We start from the raw sequence: 25,552 nt of genomic DNA, 5'->3' as shown, positions 1-25,552 counted from the left end.
TAGAGAGTGTAAGGCTAATTATTTGTGAAAGTAGGTTTATATGAGTAAGACAGTAGGTATTATTGGCTTGGGGTTATTAGGTGGTTCGTTGGCAAAGGCGTTAAAGGCTTATACCGATTATGAGGTAGTGGGCTATGCGCGTCGCCAAGAGGTTTGTGATGCAGCCATTCAAGATGGTGTGGTGAAAGCTGCCTGGACTGAGGTAGAACCATTGATTGAGAATTCGGATATTGTCGTATTTTCACTACCTCCAGATACAAATGCAAGACTATTTACAGAAACGGCACATCTTTTTAGACCAGGACAAGTGGTAACTGATGTATCTAGTGCAAAGGAAAACTTTGTACGAGCTGTATATAGTTCCATTCCGAAAGGGACAATTTTTGTATCTGTTCATCCTATGGCGGGCTCTGAAAAGGGGGGCTACGAAGTATCTCATAAAAACCTATTTAAAGGTATGGGCTGGATTGTACTAGAGGATAAGGCCTCTGATGTATATAGTGAAGAGGTGGCTCAAGAATTGGCTGAAATGGGTCGCGCTGTAGGATCTCGTATTGAATTTGTAGATATCTACGCTCACGACGCATACTTAGCCATGGTAAGCCATATGCCACATTTATTGGCATCCATTCTAACTCAAGTTTCCGGTGGTGATGAACTAGGCGAGTTGCGCATGAAATTGTCCGCAGGGGGCTTTAGAGACTGTACACGTGTTGCCGGTGGATTACCATCTATGTGGCGTGAAATCATTTACGGTAATAGACACAATGTAATTGAAGGTCTTTCACAAATCGAATTTGAAATTCAACGGGTAAAAGAGATACTTTCACAAGAAGACGAAGGTCAAAGTCTAGAAACCTATTTAGAACGAAGTAGAGAAATTCGCGGTAAATTACCATATTTAACAGGACAAATAAAGAATAGCTAATGATAAATAATTATTAGCTAAGGCTATACATTGGTTAACATTCATAGAGTACTAACAATGAGTAATTAACATTCATTTGAGTTTGATGTCTATTTATATAGCTGAAGTAACGCGGTTTATGCAGTATAATGTGTATACTAGGGTTCGTAAAGAATATACATGTAACATATGATTTAGTTAAGGGAGATATTATGAGTTTGTTACAAGAAACTTGTGACGCTATTACTGGGCGCAGTCATGAGATTGAACAACATATAATTGATAGTTGGAATGCAGGTTCACCTGTAGAACAATATGGGCGACTTGTAAACGTGGTGGCTCAATATGGTGCGGCTACAAATCAGGAACACTTAACGGTTCCAAAGCCTTGTATGATTATTGCCTCTGCCGATCATGGCGTGGCCGATATGGGCGTAAGTGCGTATCCAAAGGAAACAACTGTAGGGATGACACAAAACTACTTAATTCCTAAAGGGGCGGGTGCCAATTCCTTAGCTAATTACTGTGGGGCTCAAATGGAAGTCATCGATATGGGCATTGATGCAGATATGAGCTGGGTACCAGGACTCCGTAGTCATAAACTTGGTATGGGCACAAAAAACTTTGTTGAAGAACCGGCCATGACACGTGAACAAGCCGTTGAAGGCATTGAAATAGGTATCCGCCTTGTAAAAGAGAAAATCGACGAAGGCTTTAATGTTTTCTTAGTAGGGGAAATGGGAATTTCTAATACTACTGCTAGTGCTCTTATGACTGCCAAGTTTGCAGGACTCACTGCAGAGGAAGCTACAGGGCGAGGCACTAATATTTCTGATGAGCGTCTAAAATTAAAGCAACGCATTGTGCATGATGTATTAGAAAAATATAAAAATATTCCGAAAGATGATGCAATCGGAATTTTATCCTCTGTGGGCGGCTTTGAATTTACATGTATCGTAGGTGTTATTCTAGGTGCTGCAGCGAATAATGCACTTGTTATTATTGATGGTTTTAATACATCTGCTTGTGCATTGGTTGCTAAAACATTAGTTCCACAGGCGATGGATTATGTAATGGCATCTCATTTATCAGCTGAAAAAGCGGCTAAATCTTCTTTAGAAAATTTAGGCCTTGAAGCCTATGTTGATTTAGGGCTATGTCTCGGTGAGGCCTCTGGTGGCTCCATTCAAATGGGAATGCTAGATCTTGCTGTTCATATGTATTTGGCTGTTACAGGAGGTAAGGCATGAGAACTTTTACAATTGAACCATTACATGCGCCATCCATGGAAGCATGCCGATTACGTATCGATAATTTAACAAAACCTATTTATAGTCTTGCAACATTAGAGTTAATAGCTGAGCGCTTTGCGGGCATTCTGGCAAATCCTCAACCAAACCATTTGCAATATGGTGTACTTGTGGTGGCGGCGGATCACTTAGTAGATGGTCCTCAAAATAGTCAGCATGGTCGTGAAAGCTACGCAGCTATTAAGCGTTTCAATGATGGTAGAACGGCTACACAAGGTGCGGCATCTAAGTTACAAGCACCTGTGCATGTAGTAAATATAGGCCTTGAACAAGATACAACGGATTTGACGAATATTGACCAAAAGGTTATCCGTAAGGGTTCCCATTTCTTTGGTGTAGAACCTGTTATTTCTTGTGATGAATTAGAAGAGGCCCTTGAACTAGGCTTTACCTATGCCGAGAAATTACATAAGGCTGGCTTGCAAGTAGTTGCTATTGGTAATATTGGTGAACGAGCTTTCTTGGATTCTCTAGTAACGACAGCAACGATTACAGGTTGCGCCTATGACGATATTCTAGTTCATACTGAATGTGGACCTACCATTGAGCAACGAGCTGCTCATATTCATTCCTTTGTAGATCGTTTCAACATTGCCGTTGATGATTGGTCTGCTTTGAGTGAAAGCGAGCGTCGTGATGCGGTATTGCATTTGCTTCATGTCGCAGGTGGTTTAGATATTGCATTCTTAACTGGATTTATTTTAGGTGCTGCTAGTCATCGTATGGCGGTAGTGTTTGATAATGCCGTAACCGGTGCAGCTGTATTAGCGGCAGTTACTATTGAGCCATTGGTTAAGGACTATATATTCCCATCTGCAGCATATGAGGAACCAATCCATAAGGAGCAATGTCGATTCTTAGGTGTAAAACCATGTTTGCACTATAACTTACAAATTGATGAAGCATTAGGCTCTACAATGGGACTATCCATTATTGATGCATCCATGCATATGCTGAATGATATGAAAACCTTCGTCGAAGCTGAGGTTAAAGCCGCTGAAGATGGGGCCGGTAAAGGTAGACAAAAGAACAAAGAGTAATCTATATAAAAGAGGGGTTATTAAATCCCTCTTTTTATATGTTTTATGCTCAATTATGCAAAATTAACTGAGAATTTCATGGAAAAACCATTGACACTATATGTGTAAATTGATATTATTATAGGGCAGTCAGGACAGACTTAAATTCTTCTTGACGACAGATTGATGATTATGTTATATTAATTATCGGTTCTGTATGCGGGAATAGCTCAGCGGTAGAGCACCGCCTTGCCAAGGCGGGGGTCGCGAGTTCGAATCTCGTTTCCCGCTCCATACATTCCTCGATAGCTCAGTTGGTAGAGCAATCGGCTGTTAACCGATCGGTCGTAGGTTCGAGTCCTACTCGAGGAGCCATTCATGACTCACTAGCTCAGTTGGCAGAGCACCTGACTTTTAATCAGGGTGTCCCGCGTTCGAGTCGCGGGTGAGTCACCATTCTGGCCCGTTGGTCAAGCGGTTAAGACACCGCCCTTTCACGGCGGTATCCCGGGTTCGATTCCCGGACGGGTCACCACATATGGACGATTAGCTCAGCTGGGAGAGCGCCTGCCTTACAAGCAGGATGTCGGCAGTTCGATCCTGTCATCGTCCACCACATGCGGGAATAGCTCAGCGGTAGAGCACCGCCTTGCCAAGGCGGGGGTCGCGAGTTCGAATCTCGTTTCCCGCTCCATTAATGTTCCTCGATAGCTCAGTTGGTAGAGCAATCGGCTGTTAACCGATCGGTCGTAGGTTCGAGTCCTACTCGAGGAGCCAATTTCATATGGCCCGTTGGTCAAGCGGTTAAGACACCGCCCTTTCACGGCGGTATCCCGGGTTCGATTCCCGGACGGGTCACCACATGGACGATTAGCTCAGCTGGGAGAGCGCCTGCCTTACAAGCAGGATGTCGGCAGTTCGATCCTGTCATCGTCCACCAACGTAAGCGGTTATCTTCGGATGACCGCTTTTTGTTATAGTAAACAACATATATTTATAGATAAAGGAATAGCCATTTGTTTAAGGTGATAGTTATAGGAAAATGGTTACCTATATAAAACAATAGTAATAGGAATAAAAAGAAGAGTACAACTGTAGTGGTTGTACTCTTTGCACTTTATGTAGTTATTGTTGTTCTTTATATAGTAGTTGGATTCTTAGTATTTAACGCGGCGCGTACATGATGATATAGACGCCTACAAGACATACAAGACCGCCGATGATATCATATGTGTCTGGTCGTAAACCATCGATGAGCCAACCCCATAGGATGGAGAGGGCGATAAATACGCCACCATAGGCTGCGTAAACTTTACCAAAGCTTGCTTCTGGTTGAAAGGTAGGGATAATGCCGTATAAGAACAGGATGAAAGCACCAGCTAGTAAATAGACAGGACTTTTATCGTCGCGCATATACAGCCATACTAAATAGCCACCACCGATTTCGGCTAGACCAGCCAATATAAAGAAGAAAATAGATAAGAGCATAATAACCTCACAATATTAATTGAAATCTATTCTCTATTTTACAACTTGTAACGGTAGAGGGCAATAAAAAAACCTGTACACGTATTTGTGTACAGGCTTTGGTTCGTTCTTATAAACGTGCTGGTGATTCGCTATGCACATAATCCATAAAGGTATGCATTGTTTCGGATTTAGAGTTATTCTTCTTGAATGCGAAGCACACTTGCAGTTTAAACGGTTTTTCTAAAGGTATGAAGCCATCATTGATATTTAAAGAATTTAAGATTTGGCGTGCTACGATGCAGCCAGATTTATTTTTTTGGCAGTAGTCGATCATTGTATATGGGTTGGATAAACGGCTACCTCTAATATGTAGGTTTTGTTGGCCGTTACCCACATAGTTTTTCAATGTGCGATACATAAAGTACTTAGGTGGATACATAAGCAACGGTTGTTGCTGAATTGCTTTCAAACTAGCAACTTCCATACCATCGATAATGTTTGGCGCATAGTATACGAATTCGTCCTCGCGAAGGGCTGTAGATTCATATGCTGACATATCCTTGTTATTTGGTAAGTAGAGGAGGGCAATGTCGATACGATTTTCGCGTAAGTCGAGCATCAACTCTTCTTCTTCCATGTCATAAATGCTGACAGAGAACTCAGGATGGTTTTGGAAGAAGTGGGATACATATCCGTTAAGGCGAATGTCCCCTAAACTACGCAATACACCAATATTTAAGATTGGACGTTCTACCTTGCTGGCTAAACGGATTGATTGAATAGCACGTTCCAATGTGTCGAGAACTTGTTCTGCTTCTGGTAGGAATAATTCACCTTCTGGTGTCAAACGGCTACCTCGTGTAGAGCGGGAAATTAATTTCACACCAACTAGACGCTCTAATTTTTTCATTTGAGCGCTGAAAGCTGATTGTGTAATGTTCATAGATTGTGCAGCTAATGTAAAGCTTCCTGTTTTATTATAGGTAATAAAACTTTGTAGCTCTTGCATTGTAGGTAACTCTTTCATAGTATTCCCCCAATATTGACATAAAACTCCAATGATACCTATTACCTTTCTTACTAATATTGTAGCATACTATAATTGTTTTTTCATCTAAATCTATAAAATATGATGAAGCATGCACAATCGATATAGTGAGCAATATTATCGCAAAAAAGTGTAAAATCAGTTCGCTATTATGCACTTATTTCAATGACTTTCACCATTATCAATAATTGACATAAGTAAATGAAAATGATATTATACATGAGTACCTTTATGTGTAGGTACAAGTTTATATTAATCTTATGAGGTGATAATCACATGGCAACGAGAAGAGAGGCTCGATTCAAACTTTGTCGTCGCTTTGGTGTGAACGTATTCGGTCACGCAAAAGCCTTGAATCGCGTCAAAAAAGACCAACGTCAGAAAAAAATGTCTGAGTATGGCACACAATTATTAGAAAAACAAAAAGTTAAAGCTTACTACAACTTGCTAGAACGCCAGTTCGTACGCTATTATGATAAAGCGAAAAAAATGCAAGGTGTTACAGGTCAAAACATGTTGATCCTTTTGGAACAACGTCTTGATAACCTTGTATATCGCATCGGCTTCGGTAACTCCATTCGTCAAGCTCGTCAAATGGTAAACCATGGCCACATCTTGGTAAACGGTCGTCGCGTAGACATTCCTTCCTTCTCCTGCAAACCAGGCGATGTAATCGAATTGCGCGAAGCATCTCGTGACAACGAAATGTTCAAAACTAACTTCCAAGAACTTCGTTCTTTCGAACTTCCTTACATTGAAAAAGACTTGGAAGGCTTCAAAGCTACATTCACTCGTCTTCCTCAACGTGAAGAACTTCCTATCGAAGTTAACGAAACACTTATCGTCGAATTGTACTCCAAATAATTTGGCGCAAAAATCCGCAGTGCAACGCACTGCGGATTTTTTATATATTATGTGTGTATCATTTATAAAAGGGTAAATCAAATAATTATCATAAAATCTATCTTTCTTGGTTTAATCGAGTATAGCCTATTATAATAACTGCGCTTATAATTATCCCCAGTCCACATATAAAAAATATATCATGTAGCGGTAATATATTTGCTAAGTTTGTAAATATAGTTATTGATAATATTGATCCAATAGAGAAACCTGTACTTACAGAACCGCTAGCCAATGTTAACTCTTCTTGTGAAAAAATAGATTGTATATATGCATGAACTAAAACAACGGCTGTAAATAATAATATTTCAGATATACTATATAGAATATAAAGTTGTTCTATTGTTTTTATATAGCCTATGCAAAAAATACTTCCTCCATATAGTATAAAAAGAGGGAACAAAACTTTTTTAAAACTCGTTGCTAAGTTAATAGTAAAATATTTAGCAAGAAGTCCAAAAATAATGAATGATGCCAATCTAGAGATTGTTTGCGTATATCCATACTGACTATCAGTTAAATGTAAGATATCTTTAATAAATATTAATAGTAGAATAGGTATACACATATAAAATATTCTGGCTAATATACCCAAATAAACTATAAAATTAATTTTTTTATTTAGGAATAATAACTTATATCCTTTTAATAAAAGTTGAATGCGATCATATATACTTTCCCTAATAGATTTTTTGGAGATAGTTGAGTGTGATTGGATTCTTACATTTTTATTTAAACGATAAAGTAGGTAGGCGGAAATAATATAAGTAATTGCATCAATAACGAATACTAGCGTTAAAGAGTAATTAATTATAACGCTAAATAATAAGGAACCACTTATTAATGCAAAACGATTAATAGACCGGAGCAGTGCATTGAATTTGACTAAATCATTTGTAATATTAGGTACAAAAGAAAGTCTAGCGATTCCTAAAATTTTATTATTAAAACCTATAAGAAAAGCTATGATATATACTAGATATAGGTTATCTATGAAAACAAAAATTAATAATATAAAACCCGAAACTATTTCAGGAACAACCATAGACCACATTAAGCCTTTTTCTTTTACGAGTATCCCTAAAAATGGGCCTAATAACATTCCAACTAATAATGTCGCTATTGTAACTGCCCCTGTATCAAAGGGACTGTGGGTGGTATTGAATATATATGTTATAAAACCTAGTGTTGTTGCGGTGCTTCCCATTGTTGAAAAGAATAGAGCACTATTTAAGAGAAATGAGTTTTTGTTTTCTAGATTCATACTATCATCTCCTAGATAATAGATGTACTGATATAATATGTATTATTTTACAAAATCTCAATTAAACTTTTACCAATTTTGATGTTATACATTCATAATTCTATATAAATATTTAAATTTCCTGCACAATATAAAGTAATGTGTAATATAAGTAGGTTTCTGCTAATGAAAGATAATAAAGGGGACTGTTCATTTTTATTATTTAGAGGAGATATTAATGGATATTATCCGTGTTGAGTTAGAAGAAAAATATATCGCTGATGCTGAGCCGCGAGAAGAGTGTATTGCCTTTAGTGTATATATCAAAAGTGGAGACTTTTCTGGTCGAGGTACCTTTGTTTATACTGTAAATGAATTTAGAGAATTAATCAGTCAACTCAAATTAATATATATAACATTAGATGGAGAAGTTCGTATTGCTTATGATGATTCGGATGATTATGTCCATATTATATGTAATTCATATGGACATATAAAAGTAGAAGCTCAATTAGGAGGCAGTTGGCGTGATAATTGGGTTAAACTTCTTCTTAATACTGATCAGACCGTATTGAATGATGTAATACAGCAATGTAATTCTATATTAAAAAAATAATTTGATGACAGCATATAAGTACTAAATTTTAATTGACACAAACCTATAAAATCTGTATACTATTTTGAGTAAGCTTTAGTCGTGTTTCCATTAGCCCCGGAAGCAAAGGACAAGCTGATTTTGGTAGAATTATGACGTTATTAGGAGGATATGCAGCATGAAAACTACATTTATGGCCAATCCGAACACAATCGAACGGAAATGGTATGTTGTTGACGCTGAAGGTAAAACTTTAGGACGCCTTGCTGCCGAAGTTGCAAAAGTTCTTCGGGGCAAAAATAAACCAACTTTCACACCACACGTAGACACTGGTGACCATGTGATCGTTGTAAACGCAGAAAAAATTCGCGTAACTGGTAAAAAATTGGAACAAAAGGAATACTTCCGTCACTCTGGTTACCCAGGTGGTTCCCGTTTCACTAAATTGTCCATGATGCTTGAAAAACAACCTGAACGTGTTGTTGAAATGGCAGTTCGTGGTATGCTTCCAAAAAATAAATTGGGTGCACAACAATACCGTAAATTAAACGTATACGCTGGTCCTGAGCATCCACATGCAGCTCAAAAACCAGAAGTATTAGAAATTTCCGTACGATAATCTAGAGGGAGGAACATATAATGGCAGTAGCACAATATTACGGCACTGGTCGTAGAAAATCTTCCGTTGCTAGAGTTCGTCTGGTACCGGGCACAGGTAAAATCACTGTTAACAAACGTGAACTTAATGAATATTTCGGTCGCCAAACTTTGGAATTGATCGTAAAACAACCTTTGAACTTGACTAACACAGTTGAACAATACGATGTAATCGCAACTGTAGCTGGTGGCGGTCCTTCCGGTCAAGCTGGTGCAATTCGTCACGGTATCTCCCGTGCGTTATTGGACGTAGATGGTGAACTTCGTCAATCTTTGAAAAAAGCTGGCTTCTTGACTCGTGACCCACGTATGAAAGAACGTAAAAAATACGGTCTTAAAAAAGCCCGCAAAGCAAGCCAATTCTCCAAACGTTAATATTTGGAATACAGGTTATTACACCTGCAGACAATGTCTGCAGGTGTTTTTGCATTATAGACTACTTATAGCTTAGGTCTTATTTTTAGTTTGTGGCTTATAGCTTATAGGATAATAGTATTGCTTTGATTTTATTGGGTTATGTAATTCTATCATTTACAGGGACATTTAATTCTCCTATAATAGAGATATATCATCGAATTTTTTCGAAAATGGATTTTCATATAGGAGAACTCATATGATTTATAATACAATTCAGTACGTAGTGGACAACGGCATTGGTACGTTGACATTTAATCGGCCTACAGTGGCGAATGGTTTTAATATCGAGATGTGCAAGGAGATCCTTGAGGTTTTAGACAAAGCACATAATGATGAAAGTGTTCGTGCATTGCTCATCAATGCTGAAGGCAAGGTATTCTCTGCTGGTGGCGATTTAACAGAAATGGAACGGGCTGTAAATGATGGTGATACAGAGTCTTTATTTGAAATTGTTGAGCTTGTAGCTCAAATTTCTATGGCTATGAAACGCTTACCTAAACCTGTTATCATGAGCCTTCAAGGTGCAGCAGCAGGTGCGGCGTTCAACATGGCGTTAGCTGCAGACTTTGTGGTGGCAGCTAATAACGTACGCTTTATTCAAGCTTTCGTAAACGTAGGTCTTGCTCCAGATGCAGGTGGTTTGTTCTTGTTGACTCGTTCCATTGGTATGAACCGTGCTATGCATATCGTTATGACTGGTGAAGCCGTATCTGCTGAAAAAGGTAAAGAACTTGGCTTTGTATATAAAGTTTGTGAATTAGAAGATCTAGAAACTGCTACAAGACGTCTTGTAGAGAAATTAGCAAAAGGTCCTGCACAATCTTACCGCGTTATGAAAGAAATGATGTGGAATAGCTTCTTATCTGGCTGGGAAGAGTACAAGAAGTTTGAAGTAGAAAATCAATGCTCCTTAGGTCTTTCTGAAGACTTTAAGGAAGGTGTACGAGCTTTCACAGAACGTCGTCGCCCTAAATTTGGTCAAAAATAATAATTATTCTCTTGTAATTCTTTGAAATATCATGTATTTTATAAGCAGTTACTAATATAATTCGAACCGATGTGGCTCTATATATTGAGTTACATCGGTTTTGCTTTCATAAAAAAGCAAAAGTATATATAATAGTACTATTATAATAGTTTTAGGAGGTCATTATTACATGGCTCAAGATACAATTAAATGTTATGACGGTCCTAGTGATGTAGTCCAAGCATTGGCGGAGGATTTTATTGATTTTACGAATGATGAAATTAGCCGTACTGAAACGTGCATCGTTGGTATTACTGGGGGTACTGTTATAAATGGTTTGTTAGAATTACTTAACTCTCCTGAATATATTGAGCGCCTTAATTGGGAACGTATATTCTTCTTGTGGACTGATGAGCGTTTCTTGCCACAAACGCATGAGGATAATTACTTCAATCGCGTAAAACCTCATTTGCTATGCAAGGCAAAGGGGGCTGCTCATTTCTTGCCGATTAATACGGATTCTAAAACCGTACATGAAGCGGCTGAAGAATATGAAAAAGAGGTTCGCAATGTCCTAAAGGCATGTAAAAAATCTGGTCTTGATTTAGCGTTGCTTGATTTAGGCGAGGATGGTCATACGGCAGGATTATTTGCAGGCTCTCACGCGCTTCGTGTAGCTGATCAAGATGTGGTTGCCGTTGAGGATGGCAAGGTATGGGAACGCATTTCTATGACTTTTTCTTTCCTAGCAAAATCTGATGCTGTCTGGTTTACTGTGACTGGTGAAAGCAAGCGAACTGCATTGACAAAGGTATTATACCAACGCGAAGATTACGAGGATTTAACGTGGGATAAACGCATTGGTCGTACATTGCCTGGTGCGGTGCTTTCACAAGAAGCTGTGACCTGGTATGTAGACAAGGCAGCCTATAATGATGTACACTAAAAGATGTAAGTTTTAGTAAATATAAAGGAGATACATATGGGATCTATAGGAACACCTGAATTAATAGTTATATTAGTGATCGCTCTAGTTATCTTCGGACCTGGTAAGTTGCCTGAAGTAGGTAAAGCTATTGGTAAGGGCATCAATGAATTTAAAGATGCTATTTCCGGCCCTAAAAAAGCTGTTGATGAAACGAAAGAAGCCGTTAAAAAGGCGACTACTATTGACGTAACAGCAGGGGCTAAAAACGACGATAAACATAAAGAAGTTAATGATTAATAGGAGGTATTACTATGTGCAAAGATTGTGGTTGTGGTGAAGATAATGGCGTTGTAACAAAGGTATTTACTGTACCTGGTATGATGTGCAATAACTGTAAAGAAACTGTTGAAGGTGCATCCCTTGGATTACCTGGTGTTTTGAGTGCAGAGGTAAATTTGCCAGAGAAAACAGCGACTGTTTCTTTTGATCCAGCAAAAGCATCTGTTGAAGATATTACAAAAGCTATTGAACGTACAGGCTTTGAAGTAGAAAGCGTTGCAGATGGTGTACAAGAACATAGTCATGGTTTACTAGGAACATTGAAACGTTTCTTCAAATAATCGAACCCATAGGGCTGTATTGAAACACTGTTTCGATGCAGCCTTTTTTCATAAAGAGGTAATAAAATGATACGCAAGTTTGATGCTGAAAATTTCAAGTGGGATGGCGTCGATACCTTGGTATATAAACAAGATGGTAGCCCTTTTAAAGATGTAACACGTCAAGTTTTATACGATGGGGCCTTTGATATTCCATGCCAATTCCGCTATTTTGAATGCTTGCCAGGTGGGTATTCTACGCTTGAATATCATGAACATACACATATGGTTATGATATTCCGCGGGAAGGGTCAAGTCTTATTAGGCGATGAAATCCATGATGTAGAAGCTGGTGATTTTATTGAAATTCCAGGTAAAACGATACATCAATTCCGGGCTAATAAAGGAGATTATATCGGATTCCTTTGCTTGGTTAACCAAGATCGGGACAAGGTGAAATTATTAACCCCTGAAGAGATGGATACATTGCGCTCTAATCCAAAGATTAAAGAATTTTTGGAAAGTTGCTAATTTATATGGCGGTTATGTGTAATGACCGCCATATAGTTTTTTATAATCAACAGTAACTGTTGATATGTGTAGTTTGATAGGGAGGTTCTATGAATACCTTTACACGCGCCGCACTGACGGTACTGGTAGGACTTGTAATTTGGTTCTTGCCTCACACAGAGGCGATTAAGCCTGAAGGATGGCATTTATTAGCTATCTTCACAGCTACAATTGTAGGTTTTATTTTACGACCTTGGCCAACAGGTATTATGGCACTCTTTGGTATTGTTGCGGCTGTAGCAACAAATTCTATTACCATGGTGCAAGCATTAGGTGGTTACGCTGAAGCCAATGTATGGCTTATCGTAGCAGCTGTATTCTTTTCTAGAGGCATTATTAATTCTGGCCTTGGTAAGCGTATCGCGTATACTTTGATTCGCTCCTTTGGTACTAGTTCCTTAAAGTTAGCTTATGCATTGGCTTGTACGGATCTTATTATTTCTCCTGCCACGCCATCTAATACGGCTCGTGGGGGCGGTATTATTTTCCCTATTGTACAAAATATTTCGTTAGCCTTTGATTCTGAGCCAAATGGTAGTACAGCACGTCGTATTGGGGCGTACTTGATGACCACGGCTCATACGATAAACACCATTACTGTAACAATCTTCTTAACTGCTTGTAGTGGTAACTTATTGATTACATCCTTAGGTGCAAAATTATTTGGCTATGATATTTCATGGTGGGAATGGTTCCAAGCAGGTGTAATCCCTGGTGTACTTTGTATGATCTTGATGCCTTGGTTTATTTATAAAATCTATCCACCTGAAATCAAGGAGACGCCTCAAGCAGCGGTAATGGCCCAAAAAGAGCTAGATATACTAGGTCCTATTACAAAGGCTGAAATTTCAGTGGCTATTATTTTTGTAATTTGTATTTTGCTGTGGTCCACAGCGATTTGGACGAAGTTACATCCTACTGTAGTTGCTATGATGGGCGTACTTGCTTGTGTAGTTACAGGATCCCTTACTTGGGAAGATATTCTAGGTGAACGCACAGGTTGGGATATTCTAATCTGGATGGGTACCCTCGTTGGTATGGCTGGTTTACTTGGTAAATTAGGTGTTGTAGCGGTGTTTGCAGACTTTGTAAGTCAACATCTTGTAGGTATTGATTGGTTCTGGGCATCTTTTATTATCTCTGCAACCTTTGTATACTCTCAGTATTTCTTTGCCAGTGGTACAGCGCGTATTACAGCGTTATTCTCCGCTTTTGCAGCCATCTTGGTAGCGATGGGAGCACCAATTCCATTTACCATCTTGCTCTTTGGTTTGATGAATAGTCCTGGCTGTACATTAACGCATTATAGCTCTGGTGTAACGCCAATCTTCTTCGGTGCGGGCTACGTACCGCAAGGAACGTGGTGGCGTGTAGGTCTTGCCATTTCTGTAGTAAGCTTCCTTATTCACTTCTGGGGCGGCACCCTTGGTATGTGGCTATTCGGTATTCTATAATATTCAAAAATCTCTCACGGTAGTGGGGGATTTTTTGTTTGCGCTATCTGTTTAGTAGTTTGTTATCGTTTTATTTTCTATATGTATTAGATAGGTAGTGTATTATTGTTATTGCTATAGTTTTTATATATGGTAAACTTTAAAAATTTATATGATAAATCTATAGAATATTTATTGCACGACATTATATAAAGTGTTATTATTATTTTATGATTACAGATTACTTTAGGAGGAAACATGTTGGGTTTAGTCATTAGCTTGTTGATTATCGCGCTCGTCGTGATTATTAAAAACATTCGAATTATGAACAACAACTTAACACGTTTTTGTCTTAGAAGTTCCACGAATGGTTTAATATACAATCAATAAGAATTGACTATACGGTTTGTTTCTTATGTGTATTTATTCCAAGGGATACATAGGTCGTTTATGTATATAGGGATTCTGTAAACAAAAGGAATATCATTTGTAAACTTTTAAGACGATTCATAAGAATCGTCTTTTTTTATTAAGTTGAAAAGCATCCAAGTGGATGCTTTCAAGAAAAGTGAGGAGATTAACATGAGTTGTAGAAGTGACAATTTAAAAACAGGCGTAGCACGTGCACCACACAGATCTTTGCTAAAAGCTCTTGGTTTTGTTGATGAAGAAATGGGCAGACCAGTCATTGGTATTGCGAACTCTTTCAACGAAATTATCCCTGGTCACGTGGGCTTGAAAAATATTGTACAAGCCGTAAAAGACGGCATTCGCAACGCAGGTGGTGTGCCAATCGAGTTCAATACAATTGGTATTTGTGACGGCTTGGCGATGAACCACATCGGTATGAAATACTCCTTGGTAACTCGTAATATCATCGCTGATTCCATCGAGGCAACAGCTATGGCAACACCATTTGATGCTATGGTATTCATTCCAAACTGCGATAAAGTAGTACCTGGTATGTTGATAGCTGCAGCTCGTCTAAATATTCCATCCGTATTCGTGTCTGGTGGTGCTATGCTTGCAGGCGTACATAATGGCAAAAAAATCGGTTTGTCTGATGTATTCGAAGCCGTAGGTAAACATCAAACTGGTGAAATGGGTGATGCTGAGTTAGCTGAAATCGAAAATACAGCATGTCCTACATGTGGTTCTTGCTCTGGTATGTATACAGCTAATACAATGAACTGCTTAACAGAAGCTCTTGGTATGGGCCTTCCTGGTAATGGTACAATTCCAGCAGTATACTCTGAACGTTTACGTCTTGCTAAATTAGCAGGTATGCAAGCAGTAGAGGTATTGAAAGCAAACCTTCGTCCTAAAGACATTATGACACGCGAAGCCTTTGAAAATGCAGTAGCTCTAGATATGGCTTTGGGTGGTTCCTCTAATACAGCACTTCATTTGCCAGCTATCGCTCACGAAGCAGGCGTACCATTGTCCTTGGACGACTTTGATCGCATTGCACAAAACACACCTCAATTGTCTAAACTTTCTCCATCTGGTAAATACTTCATCGAAGACTTGTATGCTGCCGGTGGCGTATCTGCTGTGTTGAAACGTTTAGCCGAAAATGGTCGTTTGCATACAGATTGCAAAACTGTAGCTCTTAAAACACAAGGTGAAATTGCAGCGGTAGCTCATGTAACTGATGAAGACGTTATTCATCCTTGGAATAATCCTGTTCATGAAACAGGTGGTATTGCCGTTCTTAAAGGTAACCTTGCTGTAGACGGTTCCGTTGTAAAAGCAGGTGCCGTAGATGAAGATATGCTTGTTCACTCTGGTCCAGCAAAGGTATTCAACAGCGAAGAAGAAGCTGTTGAAGCTATTACAGGCGGTAAAATCGTAAAAGGCGATGTGGTAGTTATCCGTTACGAAGGTCCTAAAGGTGGCCCTGGCATGCGCGAAATGTTGACACCAACATCCATGATTGCTGGTATGGGTCTTGATAAAGACGTAGCATTGTTGACTGACGGTCGTTTCTCTGGTGCTACACGTGGTGCATCTATTGGTCACGTATCTCCAGAAGCAGCAGCAGGTGGCACAATCGCCGTTGTTGAAGATGGTGATATCATCAACATCGATATTCCAAACGGCAAATTGGAATTAGCTGTATCTGATGAAGAAATCGCTCGTCGTAAAGCAGCATTGAAACCATTCAAATCCAATGTAACTGGATATCTTAAAAAATACGCTCTTCATGTATCCTCTGCAGCACAAGGTGCTATCGAAGTATTTGAAGACTAATAGTAGATTTTCATTAATACTAACTAGAGGAGATAGAGTACATGCATAAGTTGTATGATTTTATGGAGGCTCGTGAGCGATTAAGCACAATCACGGTGAAAACAAAATTGCTTCACAGTGATGTGTTCTCCGATGAAAGTGGCAATGATGTATATATCAAGCCAGAAAACTTGCAAATAACAGGTTCCTTTAAGGTTCGTGGTGCCTATAATAAAATTGCAAAATTAACAGAAGAAGAAAAGGCGCGCGGCGTTATTGCCGCATCTGCCGGTAACCATGCGCAAGGTGTAGCGCTTGCTGCAAAACGTCTAGGCATTAAAGCGACAATCGTTATGCCAAAACATACACCTCTCATCAAGGTTAATGCTACAAAACAATATGGTGCCGAAGTCGTTCTACATGGTGAGATTTATGATGAAGCTTACCAAAAAGCGATGGAATTACAACAAGAGCACGGCTATGTGTTCGTCCATCCTTTTGATGACGAAGATGTTATCGAAGGGCAAGGTACAATTGCATTAGAAGTTCTTGAGGAATTGCCTGATGCGGATGTATTGCTAGTTCCTGTTGGTGGTGGCGGTATTGTTTCTGGTATCGCAGCTGCTGCAAAATTAAAAAATCCTAGCATTAAAATTATTGGTGTAGAACCAGAAGGCGCGGCTAGTGCAATAGCTGCGTTAAAAGAAGATCATCCTGTACCACTTAGTGAGGTGGCAACTATCGCAGATGGTACAGCTGTACGTCAAATCGGCGAAACTACATTAAAATATATTAAGAAATATGTAGATGAAATTGTTACTGTCTCTGATTATGAATTGATGGAAGCATTTTTGTTGCTTGTAGAAAAACATAAGTTAGTCGCAGAAAACTCCGGTATTTTACCATTAGCAGGTCTAAAAAAATTAGACTGTAAAGGCAAAAAGGCAGTAGCCATTGTTAGTGGTGGTAATATCGACGTACTTACGATTTCTTCTATGATCAATAAAGGTCTCGTATTACGTGGTCGTATCTTCACTTTCTCTGTCAACCTTCCGGATAAACCAGGTCAATTGGTTGCTGTATCTGAAATGCTTGCAGATGCGGATGCAAACGTTATTAAACTTGATCATAATCAGTTTAAAAACCTTGACCGCTTCCATGAAGTGGAATTGCAAGTGACTGTAGAAACAAATGGTGAAGAACACATCAAACACATTATTGATACTTTCAAAAATAATGGTTACATTATTAAACGATTAAATTCCAGCGAGATTTTATCTGAATAGCTGGTCGAAAGGGTTCCTATGAGCGCAGAAACAATCAATGGGGCACGCATTGTCCTTGAAACATTGCATCGCCTTGGTGTAACCGACATGTTCGGTTATCCAGGTGGCGCGGTAATTCCAATTTATGATGAAATTTATAGCTTCCCTGAAATTAAACATTATTTTGTTCGTCATGAACAAGGTGCAGCTCATGCAGCAGATGGTTATGCCCGCGTATCTGGAAAAGTAGGCGTATGCCTTGCTACATCCGGTCCTGGTGCAACTAATCTTGTTACAGGTATTATGACTGCTTACATGGATTCTGTACCTATGGTGGCCATTACTGGTCAGGTTGGTCGTCCGTTTATTGGTAAGGATTCCTTCCAAGAAGCAGATATCCAAGGTATTACCATGCCGATTACAAAACATAACTACCTTGTTCAAGATATTCGCGATTTACCTCGCATCATTAAAGAAGCGTATTTTATTGCTAGTACAGGTCGTCCAGGACCAGTTCTTATTGATATTCCAAAGGATATTCAAACAGAAAAAATATCCATGACAGAATACAATAAATTATATGAAGTACCTATCCATCTTGAAGGTTATGATCCAACCTATAAAGGTCATCAAGGGCAAATTAAAAAAGCGGCTACACTCATTAAAAATGCGAAACGTCCGCTCATCATTGCCGGTGCTGGTGTATTGAAGTCTGGCGCTATGGATGAGTTAAAGGAATTGGCAGAAAAAGCTCAAATTCCTGTAACAAATACATTAGTTGGCCTTGGTGGTTTCCCAGGTAACCATGAGCTTGCTCTTGGTATGGTGGGTATGCATGGCTCTGTAGCGGCTAATAATAGTACAGAAGAAGCAGACCTTGTTATTGCAGCTGGTATTCGTTTCCACGACCGCATTACAGGTCATCCAGATTTCTTCTGTAAAAAAGCTAAAATCATACATATCGATATCGACCCAGCAGAAATTGATAAAAACGTTACTATTAACGTACCAATTGTAGGTGACTTGAAGCGAGTTTTATCTGAACTTAATACGCTTGTAGAACCTACAACTCATGAAGCGTGGATCGGACAAATTCGTGAATGGCAAGCGGAATATCCTATGGTAATTCCTGAATCTAAAGATGGTGTATTACATCCACAATACGTATTATCTGAACTTAACAAGATTGCCAAAGAGGATGCAGTTATTGTAACAGACGTAGGCCAACATCAAATGTGGGCGGCTCAATTCTTAACTCATAAAAAACCTCATACCATTGTTACATCTGGTGGTGCAGGTACTATGGGATATGGTTTACCAGCTGCAATTGGGGCTCAAGTGGGGGCACCTCATAAACAAGTTATCCTTGTTGTTGGTGATGGTGGATTCCAAATGACCTTCGAAGAGCTCATGATGGTTCGCCAATATAATTTACCAATTAAGATTGTTATCATTAATAATGGTTACCTTGGCATGGTTCGTCAATGGCAACAAATCTTTAATAACCGCCGTTATTCCTATGTAGATTTGGAAACGAGTCCAGACTTCTTGAAATTGGCAGATGCCTTTGATTTGAAAGCCGCGCGTATCGATAATGTAGAGGATTTCAATAAAGAATTTAAATCTTTCATTACATCTGATGAAAGTATCATCTTGGATTGCCGTGTAGCAAGAGAAGATAATGTATTGCCGATGATTCCAGCTGGCGGTACTGTAAGTGGTATGATGGGCAAGAAAGGGGTGCTATAATGGCGAGAGAACATCAAGTCTTAGTAATTGCAAAAAATACAGCAGGCATTGGTGCACGTATATTGGCACTCTTTAACCGTCGTGGTTTTAATGTTACAAAGATGACATCTGGTATTACCAATACACCAGGCTACGCTCGTATTACCCTCACCGTTGAGGCAGATGATCGCATCTTGGATCAAATTCAAAAACAAATTTACAAGCTCATTGATGTTGTAAAGGTTAAAGTCTTTGAAGATCATGATGTGGTGTGCCGTGAGTTAATGCTTATCAAGGTAAAAGCAACTGCTGCAACACGCTCTCAAATTGTACAAATTGCCGATGTATATCGTGGCAATGTGCTCGATATTTCTCCTACTTCTATGATTATTGAAGTAATTGGTAGCATAGAAAAATTACGCGGTTTCATTCAAATTATGGAAACTTATGGTGTCCTTGAAATTGCCAAAACTGGCATTACCGCAATGAGCCGTGGAGAAAAGATTTAGGAGATGGTTGTGTGAGTAGTGAATTACTCCATTATGAAGACGTCAAGTTTCGTCGTGAAGGTCGCGAAATTTTAAAAGGCATTAATTGGCATGTTGAAGAAGGGGAGAATTGGGCCTTATTAGGTCTCAATGGGGCTGGTAAATCGACGATGCTCAGCATGATTCCAGCTTACCAAATTCCTACAACAGGACTATTACGCGTATTTGGTCATGAATTTGGTAAATATGCGTGGCCTAAGATCAAGGCCCGATTAGGCTTTGTTAGTTCGGCGCTTGGACAATTCCAGTCCACCTTGGATAAACAAGTCGTAGAAGATGTTGTTATTTCTGGTGCCTTTAATAGTATCGGTATCTATCAACAGGTAGAGCCTGAAGTACGTGAACGAGGACTGCAATTATTGTCTGAGTTTGGTTTGTCCTATTTGGAAGGCCATAGATTTCATACATTGTCCGCTGGTGAACAGCGCCGCGTATTATTAGCACGGGCTATTATGGCTAATCCAGATTTGCTCATTCTAGATGAGCCTTGCTCTGGCCTTGATTTGCCTGCTCGCGAGCAATTCTTAAGAACTGTTGAGAATATGGCACGAGAGGAGCATAAGCCTTTTATTTATGTATCTCATCAAATTGAAGAGATTATGCCCAGTATTACACATGTAGCTATTATTAAAGATGGCCTCATTGTGTATAAAGGCAAGAAGCGAGACATCTTGACAGATGAAATTCTAAGCGACGTATTTGGTATTGATGTATCTGTTGTATGGGAGAAAAATCGCCCATGGATTATAGTTAAGTAAGAGCTAAAACTGGGATAATTCATTTTTTCTTAATACAAAAAGGGTACAAATTTAAGTTGTAGATTAGTCTATTTGACTATTCGATAAATTACGATATACACTACAAATCTTGCATTTATTTGTGAGATTGTGTACAGTATATATATTAAATATTCTATTGAATATATATTGGAGGTTGTCTAGTATGGCAGGTAAAATTTTAGGTACTACAGTTTATTATGATGCAGATTGTAATTTGAGCAAATTGGAAGGCAAAAAAATTACAGTTTTAGGTTACGGTTCTCAAGGTCATGCGCATGCATTGAACTTAAAAGAAAATGGTATGGACGTAACAATTGGTCTTCGTGGTGGTTCTTCTAGCTGGAAAGTCGCTGAAGAAGCAGGCCTTACAGTTAAAGAAACTGCAGAAGCAGTTAAAGGTGCTGACATCGTTATGGTATTGATTCCAGACGAATTACAAGCAGACGTATATGCACAAGATATTGCTCCTAACTTGAAACAAGGTGCATACTTGGCATTTGCTCACGGCTTCAACATTCACTTTGGTAAAATCGTACCTCGTGAAGACATCAACGTATTCATGGTAGCTCCTAAAGGCCCTGGTCATTTAGTACGTCGTACATACCAAGAAGGCTCCGGTGTTCCTTGCTTGTACGCAGTAGAAAAAGATCCTTCTGGTGATACTGAAGAAGTTGCATTAGCATGGGCTTCTGGTATCGGTGGTGGCCGTTCCGGTATCTTGGAAACTAACTTCAAATCCGAAACTGAAACTGACCTCTTCGGTGAACAAGCTGTATTGTGCGGCGGTGTTACTGAATTGATCAAAACTGGTTTCGAAGTATTAACAGAAGCTGGTTATGAACCTGTAAACGCTTACTTCGAATGCTTGCATGAAATGAAATTGATCGTAGACCTTATCTACGAAGGTGGCTTCCAAAAAATGCGCCACTCCATTTCCAACACAGCTGAATATGGTGACTACCATGCAGGTCCTCGCGTAATTACTGCAGATACTAAAAAAGCTATGGAACAAATCTTGGCTGATATCCAATCTGGTAAATTCGCTGACGAATTCTTGGCTGATTCCAAAAATGGTCAAAAATTCCTTAAAGAACATCGTGAAGCAGCTGCTAACCATCCAATCGAACCAGTTGGTGCAGAACTTCGCAACTTGATGAGCTGGTTGAAATAAGAGATTACTGTAGTAATTTCTTGATAAGCATAAGCTTACTGAAAGCGACCCCATTTGGGGTCGCTTTTTAATTGAGTAATATAAGTACGTATGATATAGTTAGCGTAGAGTCAGTGTAGTATATTTTGGTATAAGGAGAGATACTATGAGTTCTACAACTATTATTATCATCGTGGCTGTCGCAGTTATTTGGGCCATTTTGTTTGCCGTATTTATGAAGTTCAATAAGAAACGACAAGCCGGTGAACAACAATTTGTTCAAGAGAATGCTAATAAAGCGATTCTTCATATTTATGGTAAATCTGTAAAGGTTGATGGTAAGGACCTTTCTACTATTGATCATAAAACTGGTCAATATGGTCAAGTCATTGTGGCATTAACACCTGGTGAACACACTATTGAAGCCGTATATTACACAACGGACAATGTGGGCACTAAAACAAAGAATGTTGAAACACAGCCTGTTAGCATTACAATCCCAGTACAAGCGGGTAATGAATATAATGCGGCTATGTATTTCTATTCCGCGGAACAACGGAATGCGTATTATAAAGGTGACGTTGACGATGTCGTTTTAGAAGTTGAACTAGAATTAGAATCTGGTTTTACAGCGAATACTCATGCTTATATCATCGTGTACCGTGAATGTAAATAAATTAGTATAGTAACTGTTTAATAGAGCTATCGTTGTGGTAGCTCTATTTTTTATAAGTCGTTGTTGGTTATTAGCATATTTATTTGTGATATAATAAAGAATAATATATGAAAGGAGAACAATATGGATTTTTACACGTTGGCCTATGTTGAAAGTCAGGCTGTGACAAGCCAAACATGGGGCTTTATCGTTTTTGTTGCCATTCTTTTAGCACTGCTTGTTCTAGGGGTACAGGTATTGCGAAATGGTTTTACTAATCGCTATCGTGATTTATTGGTTATTTTGTCTTTAGTTGTAGTGTTTTTCTTAGGACTGGAGTATCAAGAATATAACCGAATGAAAACATACTCTGAAGACTCTTCTCGTATGGCTCAATTTCTACATTCGTTTAGTACTGATCAATCCATACCAAGTGAACAACTGGCGGTTAACTCCTTAAAGATTCGTAATGGTATGATTTTAAAGGTTAATGATGCTTATTATGAGGTTCAGTTCAACCCAGAGTTTTCAACCTATACGAGTACCCGTGTCTATAAGGTAAGCCCTACTGATCGAATTCATGATGTCGAGGATGTATTACCATAAGGAGGACCACATATGACAGAAGCTATGGCCGTCTATGGGATGGTCTTTGCCAAACTCGCCATTGGTCTCTTGGCGATTATTTTACAAATTAACTTAATGGGGAAAGGGAACTTAGCTCCAACCTCTGCACTTGACCAATTGCAAAACTATGTACTTGGTGGTATTATTGGTGCCATCATTTATAATGATCAAATTGGTATTTTACAATTTATGTTAGTCCTCATTTTATGGACTATTCTTGTAATGACTCTTAAGTTCTTAAAAGGCAATCTTAGTTTCTTCAAAACCATTCTTGATGGTCACCCAGTTATTGTAATTGAAAAAGGTCACGTGTTAACTGAAGAGTGTATGCGCTATGGTATTCAAGCTGCAGAGCTTAAATTGAAATTGCGTACTGCTGGTGTTCAGTATGTAACCGATGTAAAACGTGCTGTACTAGAACAAAATGGTCAGTTAAGCGTTGTTCAATTTGGTGATGAAAATATTAAATTTGACCTTATTGATGATGGTCAGATTAATCATTTTACATTAGCTGTAATTGAAAAAGAAGAAGAGTGGCTTGAAAAAGAGGTTGAAAAGCAAGGGTATAAAATAAAAGATGTATATATTGCTGAATACAAAGATGGTGAGGTAGTCATCTATCCGTATGAAAGAAAACATCGTCCTCAAATTGTAAGTGCTTTAAAGACTAAAACTATTTCTACTAAAAATACATTGAAATCTAAATTTTAAAATCTAATATGTAGTATTTTTAAGCCCACTATTCATAGTGGGCTTATATAGAAAGGGAACTAGTGAATCGTAAAGATTTAATTGATCGATTACAAGAATTATATAAAGACGAAGATAGTCGGGTTACTGTAAACCCTCATGCAGGGCAAAAGGTAGCAATCGTCTATCCTAATACATATTTTGTAGGCATGAGTAATCTTGGTCTGCACATTATTTATGAGGAAATCAACTTACGCAATGATAGCGTATGTGAACGCATTTTCTTGCCTGAGAAGAAAGAATTAGAAGCATACGATAAGACTAAGACACCGTTGATGAGTGTTGAAACACAGCGGCCTATGCATCAATTTGATGTGGTGGCTTTTGATGTAACCTTTGAAATGGATTATTTCCATATTCCACTTATGTTGCGCCATGGTCGTGTACCTATTATGGCTAAAGACCGCACAGAGTTCGATCCTATCGTCATTGCTGGCGGCCCTTGTGCAACCTTCAATCCAGAACCGTTTGCCGACTTTATCGATGCTTTTATTATCGGTGAAGGGGAGGGCATCGTCAGCCGCGTATTAGATGTGATTCGAGATGGACAGATGGAAGGGTTAGATCGTCATACTATTTTACGCCAATTGGCAGATGTAACTGGCGTGTATGTACCATCTCTATATGTGCCGATTTATAGCGAAGATGGTGCGTTTAAAGGCTATGATATAGCAGATGGCGTTCCTAAGACCATAAAACGTCACTTTGAAATGCTTACCAGCGGTGGTGAAACCGTAGTAGCTACAAACTATACAGAGTTTGGCGCCATGTATATCATTGAGGTAGCCCGTGGCTGTGGTCGCCACTGTCGATTCTGCATGGCTGGGTATTGCTTCCGCGTACCTCGTGTACGGCCTTTAGAAATTTTGAAAGAAGGCGTAGACCGGGCAGAAAAGCTTGGCAAAAAGGTTGGTCTCATGGGAGCAGCCATTTCGGACTATCCTGAGGTAGATGAACTGGTTAACTATATTCGGTCTAAGGATATGCGCTATTCCTGTGCATCCTTGCGTGCAGATTCTTTGACACAAGCTGTTGTAGATGGCTTGGCAGATAGTGGGCAAAAGACGATTACTATTGCGCCAGAAACGGGCAGTGAACGATTGCGGCGCGTAATTAATAAGGGTATTAGCGAAGAGCATTTACAAAATGCTGCCACTTTATCCGCTAAGTCTGGTATCCAACATATGCGACTCTACATTATGATTGGGTTGCCAACGGAAACTGACGAAGATATTGAAGCAATTGTAGGACTTGCAGAACGGACGCAAGCCCATATGGCAGAGGTAGGCTGTAAAGGTCGTTTAACGCTCAGTATCAATCCATTTATTCCAAAGCCTTTTACACCATTCCAATGGATGGCTATGGATCATCAAAAAACGGTGGAGAAAAAACTTCAATATATTAAAAAAGCATTGCAAAAGAACCGTCGTATAGAGGTGCTCGTTGAATCACCTAAAGAGGCGTATATCCAAGGCGTACTAGCTCGTGGTGATCGCCGTCTTGGTGCTGTTCTTGCGGCATGTGCAGCAGATCGTGGCAGTAAGTCCTTTAAGTCTGAAATGAAGGCTGCCGGCCTCGACATGGACGAGATGAACTATCGTGAACGCAGCTTTGATGAATTTTTACCATGGAGTCACCTCGACATGGGGATGGACGATGGATATCTTGAAATGGAATGGAAACGTTCTGTGGATGAAGCGTATACACCGCCATGTGTACAAGGCTGTAAGCGCTGTGGTGTTTGTAAATAGG

The 25,552-nt window shown here is 39.2% G+C and carries 26 protein-coding genes and 9 tRNA genes; 32 read left to right on the top strand and 3 right to left on the bottom strand.

Going from position 1 to position 25,552, the window contains the following annotated elements; translation table 11 throughout:
• The first annotated feature begins 40 nt into the window (after positions 1 to 40).
• The 12 genes from EL171_RS07710 to EL171_RS07655 all read left to right on the top strand — a co-directional run bounded on the left by EL171_RS07710 (position 41) and on the right by EL171_RS07655 (position 4,176).
• Positions 41 to 928 carry a prephenate dehydrogenase gene (locus EL171_RS07710; protein ID WP_005385533.1) on the top strand — a complete coding sequence of 296 codons (888 nt, stop codon included), beginning with the start codon at positions 41 to 43 and terminating at the stop codon, positions 926 to 928.
• 191 nt (positions 929 to 1,119) lie between these two features.
• Entirely contained in the window at positions 1,120 to 2,157 is a 1,038-nt protein-coding gene (locus EL171_RS07705) for a nicotinate-nucleotide--dimethylbenzimidazole phosphoribosyltransferase (protein WP_039968997.1), read from the top strand.
• On the top strand, positions 2,154 to 3,257 hold the full coding sequence (locus EL171_RS07700) for a nicotinate-nucleotide--dimethylbenzimidazole phosphoribosyltransferase (RefSeq protein ID WP_005385536.1): 1,104 nt from the start codon (positions 2,154 to 2,156) through the stop codon (positions 3,255 to 3,257). The genes EL171_RS07705 and EL171_RS07700 overlap by 4 nt, the downstream gene beginning before the upstream one ends.
• Before the next feature lie 198 nt (positions 3,258 to 3,455).
• A tRNA-Gly gene (locus tag EL171_RS07695) sits at positions 3,456 to 3,530 on the top strand.
• Between the two features lie 5 nt (positions 3,531 to 3,535).
• A tRNA-Asn gene (locus tag EL171_RS07690) sits at positions 3,536 to 3,611 on the top strand.
• A 5-nt stretch (positions 3,612 to 3,616) separates the two neighbouring features.
• Positions 3,617 to 3,692 (top strand) — tRNA-Lys (locus EL171_RS07685).
• A gap of 4 nt (positions 3,693 to 3,696) precedes the next feature.
• A tRNA-Glu gene (locus tag EL171_RS07680) sits at positions 3,697 to 3,771 on the top strand.
• A 5-nt stretch (positions 3,772 to 3,776) separates the two neighbouring features.
• Positions 3,777 to 3,852: transfer RNA gene (locus EL171_RS07675), tRNA-Val, on the top strand.
• A 3-nt stretch (positions 3,853 to 3,855) separates the two neighbouring features.
• Positions 3,856 to 3,930, top strand: a tRNA-Gly gene (locus tag EL171_RS07670).
• A 7-nt stretch (positions 3,931 to 3,937) separates the two neighbouring features.
• Positions 3,938 to 4,013, top strand: a tRNA-Asn gene (locus tag EL171_RS07665).
• A gap of 9 nt (positions 4,014 to 4,022) precedes the next feature.
• A tRNA-Glu gene (locus tag EL171_RS07660) sits at positions 4,023 to 4,097 on the top strand.
• Between the two features lie 3 nt (positions 4,098 to 4,100).
• Positions 4,101 to 4,176, top strand: a tRNA-Val gene (locus EL171_RS07655).
• A gap of 224 nt (positions 4,177 to 4,400) precedes the next feature.
• Here the strand turns inward: EL171_RS07655 and EL171_RS07650 are convergent.
• The gene (locus EL171_RS07650) at positions 4,401 to 4,724 is read right to left on the bottom strand and encodes a YnfA family protein (protein ID WP_005385538.1); all 324 of its coding nucleotides are present in this window, start codon (positions 4,722 to 4,724) and stop codon (positions 4,401 to 4,403) included.
• Positions 4,725 to 4,833: 109 nt separating this feature from the next.
• Entirely contained in the window at positions 4,834 to 5,733 is a 900-nt protein-coding gene (locus EL171_RS07645; protein ID WP_005385540.1) for a LysR family transcriptional regulator, read from the bottom strand.
• Positions 5,734 to 6,030: 297 nt separating this feature from the next.
• Between EL171_RS07645 and rpsD the strand changes: the two genes are divergently transcribed.
• Positions 6,031 to 6,618 (top strand): 30S ribosomal protein S4, encoded by a 588-nt coding sequence (gene rpsD, locus EL171_RS07640; protein WP_004695181.1) that lies wholly within the window; start codon positions 6,031 to 6,033, stop codon positions 6,616 to 6,618.
• Positions 6,619 to 6,715: 97 nt separating this feature from the next.
• Here rpsD and EL171_RS07635 read toward each other — a convergent pair whose 3' ends face one another.
• A complete protein-coding gene (locus EL171_RS07635; protein ID WP_005385542.1) occupies positions 6,716 to 7,921 on the bottom strand; it encodes an MFS transporter in 1,206 nt (401 codons plus the stop codon).
• Positions 7,922 to 8,138: 217 nt separating this feature from the next.
• Between EL171_RS07635 and EL171_RS07630 the strand changes: the two genes are divergently transcribed.
• The 19 genes from EL171_RS07630 (at position 8,139) to EL171_RS07540 (ending at position 25,551) form a co-directional block, all read left to right on the top strand.
• Positions 8,139 to 8,516: a WapI family immunity protein gene (locus EL171_RS07630; RefSeq protein WP_005385543.1), complete on the top strand. Its 378-nt coding sequence runs from the start codon at positions 8,139 to 8,141 to the stop codon at positions 8,514 to 8,516.
• Positions 8,517 to 8,673: 157 nt separating this feature from the next.
• Positions 8,674 to 9,114 (top strand): 50S ribosomal protein L13, encoded by a 441-nt coding sequence (rplM, locus tag EL171_RS07625; protein WP_005381375.1) that lies wholly within the window; start codon positions 8,674 to 8,676, stop codon positions 9,112 to 9,114.
• Between the two features lie 20 nt (positions 9,115 to 9,134).
• Entirely contained in the window at positions 9,135 to 9,527 is a 393-nt protein-coding gene (gene rpsI / locus EL171_RS07620; protein WP_005377846.1) for a 30S ribosomal protein S9, read from the top strand.
• A 238-nt stretch (positions 9,528 to 9,765) separates the two neighbouring features.
• Positions 9,766 to 10,557, top strand: a complete 792-nt coding sequence (fabM, locus tag EL171_RS07615) for a trans-2-decenoyl-ACP isomerase (protein WP_005385546.1) — start codon at positions 9,766 to 9,768, stop codon at positions 10,555 to 10,557.
• Between the two features lie 169 nt (positions 10,558 to 10,726).
• Positions 10,727 to 11,482, top strand: coding sequence for a 6-phosphogluconolactonase (gene pgl, locus EL171_RS07610; RefSeq protein ID WP_005385548.1), 756 nt, complete (start codon positions 10,727 to 10,729; stop codon positions 11,480 to 11,482).
• Between the two features lie 36 nt (positions 11,483 to 11,518).
• Entirely contained in the window at positions 11,519 to 11,761 is a 243-nt protein-coding gene (locus tag EL171_RS07605; RefSeq protein WP_005385550.1) for a Sec-independent protein translocase subunit TatA/TatB, read from the top strand.
• A gap of 14 nt (positions 11,762 to 11,775) precedes the next feature.
• Positions 11,776 to 12,084: a heavy-metal-associated domain-containing protein gene (locus EL171_RS07600; protein WP_005385551.1), complete on the top strand. Its 309-nt coding sequence runs from the start codon at positions 11,776 to 11,778 to the stop codon at positions 12,082 to 12,084.
• Positions 12,085 to 12,150: 66 nt separating this feature from the next.
• The gene (locus EL171_RS07595) at positions 12,151 to 12,594 is read left to right on the top strand and encodes a cupin domain-containing protein (protein ID WP_005385552.1); all 444 of its coding nucleotides are present in this window, start codon (positions 12,151 to 12,153) and stop codon (positions 12,592 to 12,594) included.
• A gap of 89 nt (positions 12,595 to 12,683) precedes the next feature.
• Positions 12,684 to 14,087 (top strand): DASS family sodium-coupled anion symporter, encoded by a 1,404-nt coding sequence (locus EL171_RS07590; protein WP_005385555.1) that lies wholly within the window; start codon positions 12,684 to 12,686, stop codon positions 14,085 to 14,087.
• 561 nt (positions 14,088 to 14,648) lie between these two features.
• Entirely contained in the window at positions 14,649 to 16,319 is a 1,671-nt protein-coding gene (gene ilvD / locus EL171_RS07585) for a dihydroxy-acid dehydratase (RefSeq protein ID WP_039969000.1), read from the top strand.
• A gap of 41 nt (positions 16,320 to 16,360) precedes the next feature.
• Complete coding sequence (gene ilvA / locus EL171_RS07580) at positions 16,361 to 17,584, top strand: threonine ammonia-lyase (RefSeq protein WP_005385558.1); 1,224 nt, start codon at positions 16,361 to 16,363, stop codon at positions 17,582 to 17,584.
• Between the two features lie 18 nt (positions 17,585 to 17,602).
• A complete protein-coding gene (gene ilvB, locus EL171_RS07575) occupies positions 17,603 to 19,312 on the top strand; it encodes a biosynthetic-type acetolactate synthase large subunit (RefSeq protein WP_005385560.1) in 1,710 nt (569 codons plus the stop codon).
• Positions 19,312 to 19,800: an acetolactate synthase small subunit gene (gene ilvN / locus EL171_RS07570; RefSeq protein ID WP_005385562.1), complete on the top strand. Its 489-nt coding sequence runs from the start codon at positions 19,312 to 19,314 to the stop codon at positions 19,798 to 19,800. The genes ilvB and ilvN overlap by 1 nt, the downstream gene beginning before the upstream one ends.
• An 11-nt stretch (positions 19,801 to 19,811) precedes the next feature.
• Entirely contained in the window at positions 19,812 to 20,597 is a 786-nt protein-coding gene (locus EL171_RS07565) for an ABC transporter ATP-binding protein (RefSeq protein WP_005385564.1), read from the top strand.
• A 184-nt stretch (positions 20,598 to 20,781) separates the two neighbouring features.
• Positions 20,782 to 21,789 carry a ketol-acid reductoisomerase gene (gene ilvC, locus EL171_RS07560; RefSeq protein ID WP_005385566.1) on the top strand — a complete coding sequence of 336 codons (1,008 nt, stop codon included), beginning with the start codon at positions 20,782 to 20,784 and terminating at the stop codon, positions 21,787 to 21,789.
• 145 nt (positions 21,790 to 21,934) lie between these two features.
• On the top strand, positions 21,935 to 22,444 hold the full coding sequence (locus tag EL171_RS07555; protein WP_005385568.1) for a hypothetical protein: 510 nt from the start codon (positions 21,935 to 21,937) through the stop codon (positions 22,442 to 22,444).
• A gap of 123 nt (positions 22,445 to 22,567) precedes the next feature.
• Positions 22,568 to 23,029, top strand: a complete 462-nt coding sequence (locus tag EL171_RS07550) for a DUF3290 family protein (protein ID WP_005385570.1) — start codon at positions 22,568 to 22,570, stop codon at positions 23,027 to 23,029.
• A gap of 12 nt (positions 23,030 to 23,041) precedes the next feature.
• Positions 23,042 to 23,761 (top strand): DUF421 domain-containing protein, encoded by a 720-nt coding sequence (locus EL171_RS07545; protein WP_005385572.1) that lies wholly within the window; start codon positions 23,042 to 23,044, stop codon positions 23,759 to 23,761.
• A gap of 62 nt (positions 23,762 to 23,823) precedes the next feature.
• Positions 23,824 to 25,551: a radical SAM protein gene (locus EL171_RS07540; protein ID WP_005385573.1), complete on the top strand. Its 1,728-nt coding sequence runs from the start codon at positions 23,824 to 23,826 to the stop codon at positions 25,549 to 25,551.
• The last annotated feature ends 1 nt before the right edge of the window (position 25,552 follow it).

The organism is Veillonella dispar (genome assembly GCF_900637515.1).
GTDB lineage: Bacteria > Bacillota > Negativicutes > Veillonellales > Veillonellaceae > Veillonella > Veillonella dispar.
Note: the sequence above shows the minus strand (reverse complement) of the source record. Positions and strands in the feature narration are given on the sequence as shown.

Bases quoted from the DNA above. Each gene is read 5' to 3' on its own strand.
- EL171_RS07710 (WP_005385533.1), top strand. From the start codon at position 41: ATGAGTAAGACAGTAGGTATTATTGGCTTGGGGTTATTAGGTGGTTCG.
- EL171_RS07705 (WP_039968997.1), top strand. From the start codon at position 1,120: ATGAGTTTGTTACAAGAAACTTGTGACGCTATTACTGGGCGCAGTCAT.
- EL171_RS07700 (WP_005385536.1), top strand. From the start codon at position 2,154: ATGAGAACTTTTACAATTGAACCATTACATGCGCCATCCATGGAAGCA.
- EL171_RS07650 (WP_005385538.1), bottom strand. From the start codon at position 4,724: ATGCTCTTATCTATTTTCTTCTTTATATTGGCTGGTCTAGCCGAAATC.
- EL171_RS07645 (WP_005385540.1), bottom strand. From the start codon at position 5,733: ATGAAAGAGTTACCTACAATGCAAGAGCTACAAAGTTTTATTACCTAT.
- rpsD (WP_004695181.1), top strand. From the start codon at position 6,031: ATGGCAACGAGAAGAGAGGCTCGATTCAAACTTTGTCGTCGCTTTGGT.
- EL171_RS07635 (WP_005385542.1), bottom strand. From the start codon at position 7,921: ATGAATCTAGAAAACAAAAACTCATTTCTCTTAAATAGTGCTCTATTC.
- EL171_RS07630 (WP_005385543.1), top strand. From the start codon at position 8,139: ATGGATATTATCCGTGTTGAGTTAGAAGAAAAATATATCGCTGATGCT.
- rplM (WP_005381375.1), top strand. From the start codon at position 8,674: ATGAAAACTACATTTATGGCCAATCCGAACACAATCGAACGGAAATGG.
- rpsI (WP_005377846.1), top strand. From the start codon at position 9,135: ATGGCAGTAGCACAATATTACGGCACTGGTCGTAGAAAATCTTCCGTT.
- fabM (WP_005385546.1), top strand. From the start codon at position 9,766: ATGATTTATAATACAATTCAGTACGTAGTGGACAACGGCATTGGTACG.
- pgl (WP_005385548.1), top strand. From the start codon at position 10,727: ATGGCTCAAGATACAATTAAATGTTATGACGGTCCTAGTGATGTAGTC.
- EL171_RS07605 (WP_005385550.1), top strand. From the start codon at position 11,519: ATGGGATCTATAGGAACACCTGAATTAATAGTTATATTAGTGATCGCT.
- EL171_RS07600 (WP_005385551.1), top strand. From the start codon at position 11,776: ATGTGCAAAGATTGTGGTTGTGGTGAAGATAATGGCGTTGTAACAAAG.
- EL171_RS07595 (WP_005385552.1), top strand. From the start codon at position 12,151: ATGATACGCAAGTTTGATGCTGAAAATTTCAAGTGGGATGGCGTCGAT.
- EL171_RS07590 (WP_005385555.1), top strand. From the start codon at position 12,684: ATGAATACCTTTACACGCGCCGCACTGACGGTACTGGTAGGACTTGTA.
- ilvD (WP_039969000.1), top strand. From the start codon at position 14,649: ATGAGTTGTAGAAGTGACAATTTAAAAACAGGCGTAGCACGTGCACCA.
- ilvA (WP_005385558.1), top strand. From the start codon at position 16,361: ATGCATAAGTTGTATGATTTTATGGAGGCTCGTGAGCGATTAAGCACA.
- ilvB (WP_005385560.1), top strand. From the start codon at position 17,603: ATGAGCGCAGAAACAATCAATGGGGCACGCATTGTCCTTGAAACATTG.
- ilvN (WP_005385562.1), top strand. From the start codon at position 19,312: ATGGCGAGAGAACATCAAGTCTTAGTAATTGCAAAAAATACAGCAGGC.
- ilvC (WP_005385566.1), top strand. From the start codon at position 20,782: ATGGCAGGTAAAATTTTAGGTACTACAGTTTATTATGATGCAGATTGT.
- EL171_RS07555 (WP_005385568.1), top strand. From the start codon at position 21,935: ATGAGTTCTACAACTATTATTATCATCGTGGCTGTCGCAGTTATTTGG.
- EL171_RS07550 (WP_005385570.1), top strand. From the start codon at position 22,568: ATGGATTTTTACACGTTGGCCTATGTTGAAAGTCAGGCTGTGACAAGC.
- EL171_RS07545 (WP_005385572.1), top strand. From the start codon at position 23,042: ATGACAGAAGCTATGGCCGTCTATGGGATGGTCTTTGCCAAACTCGCC.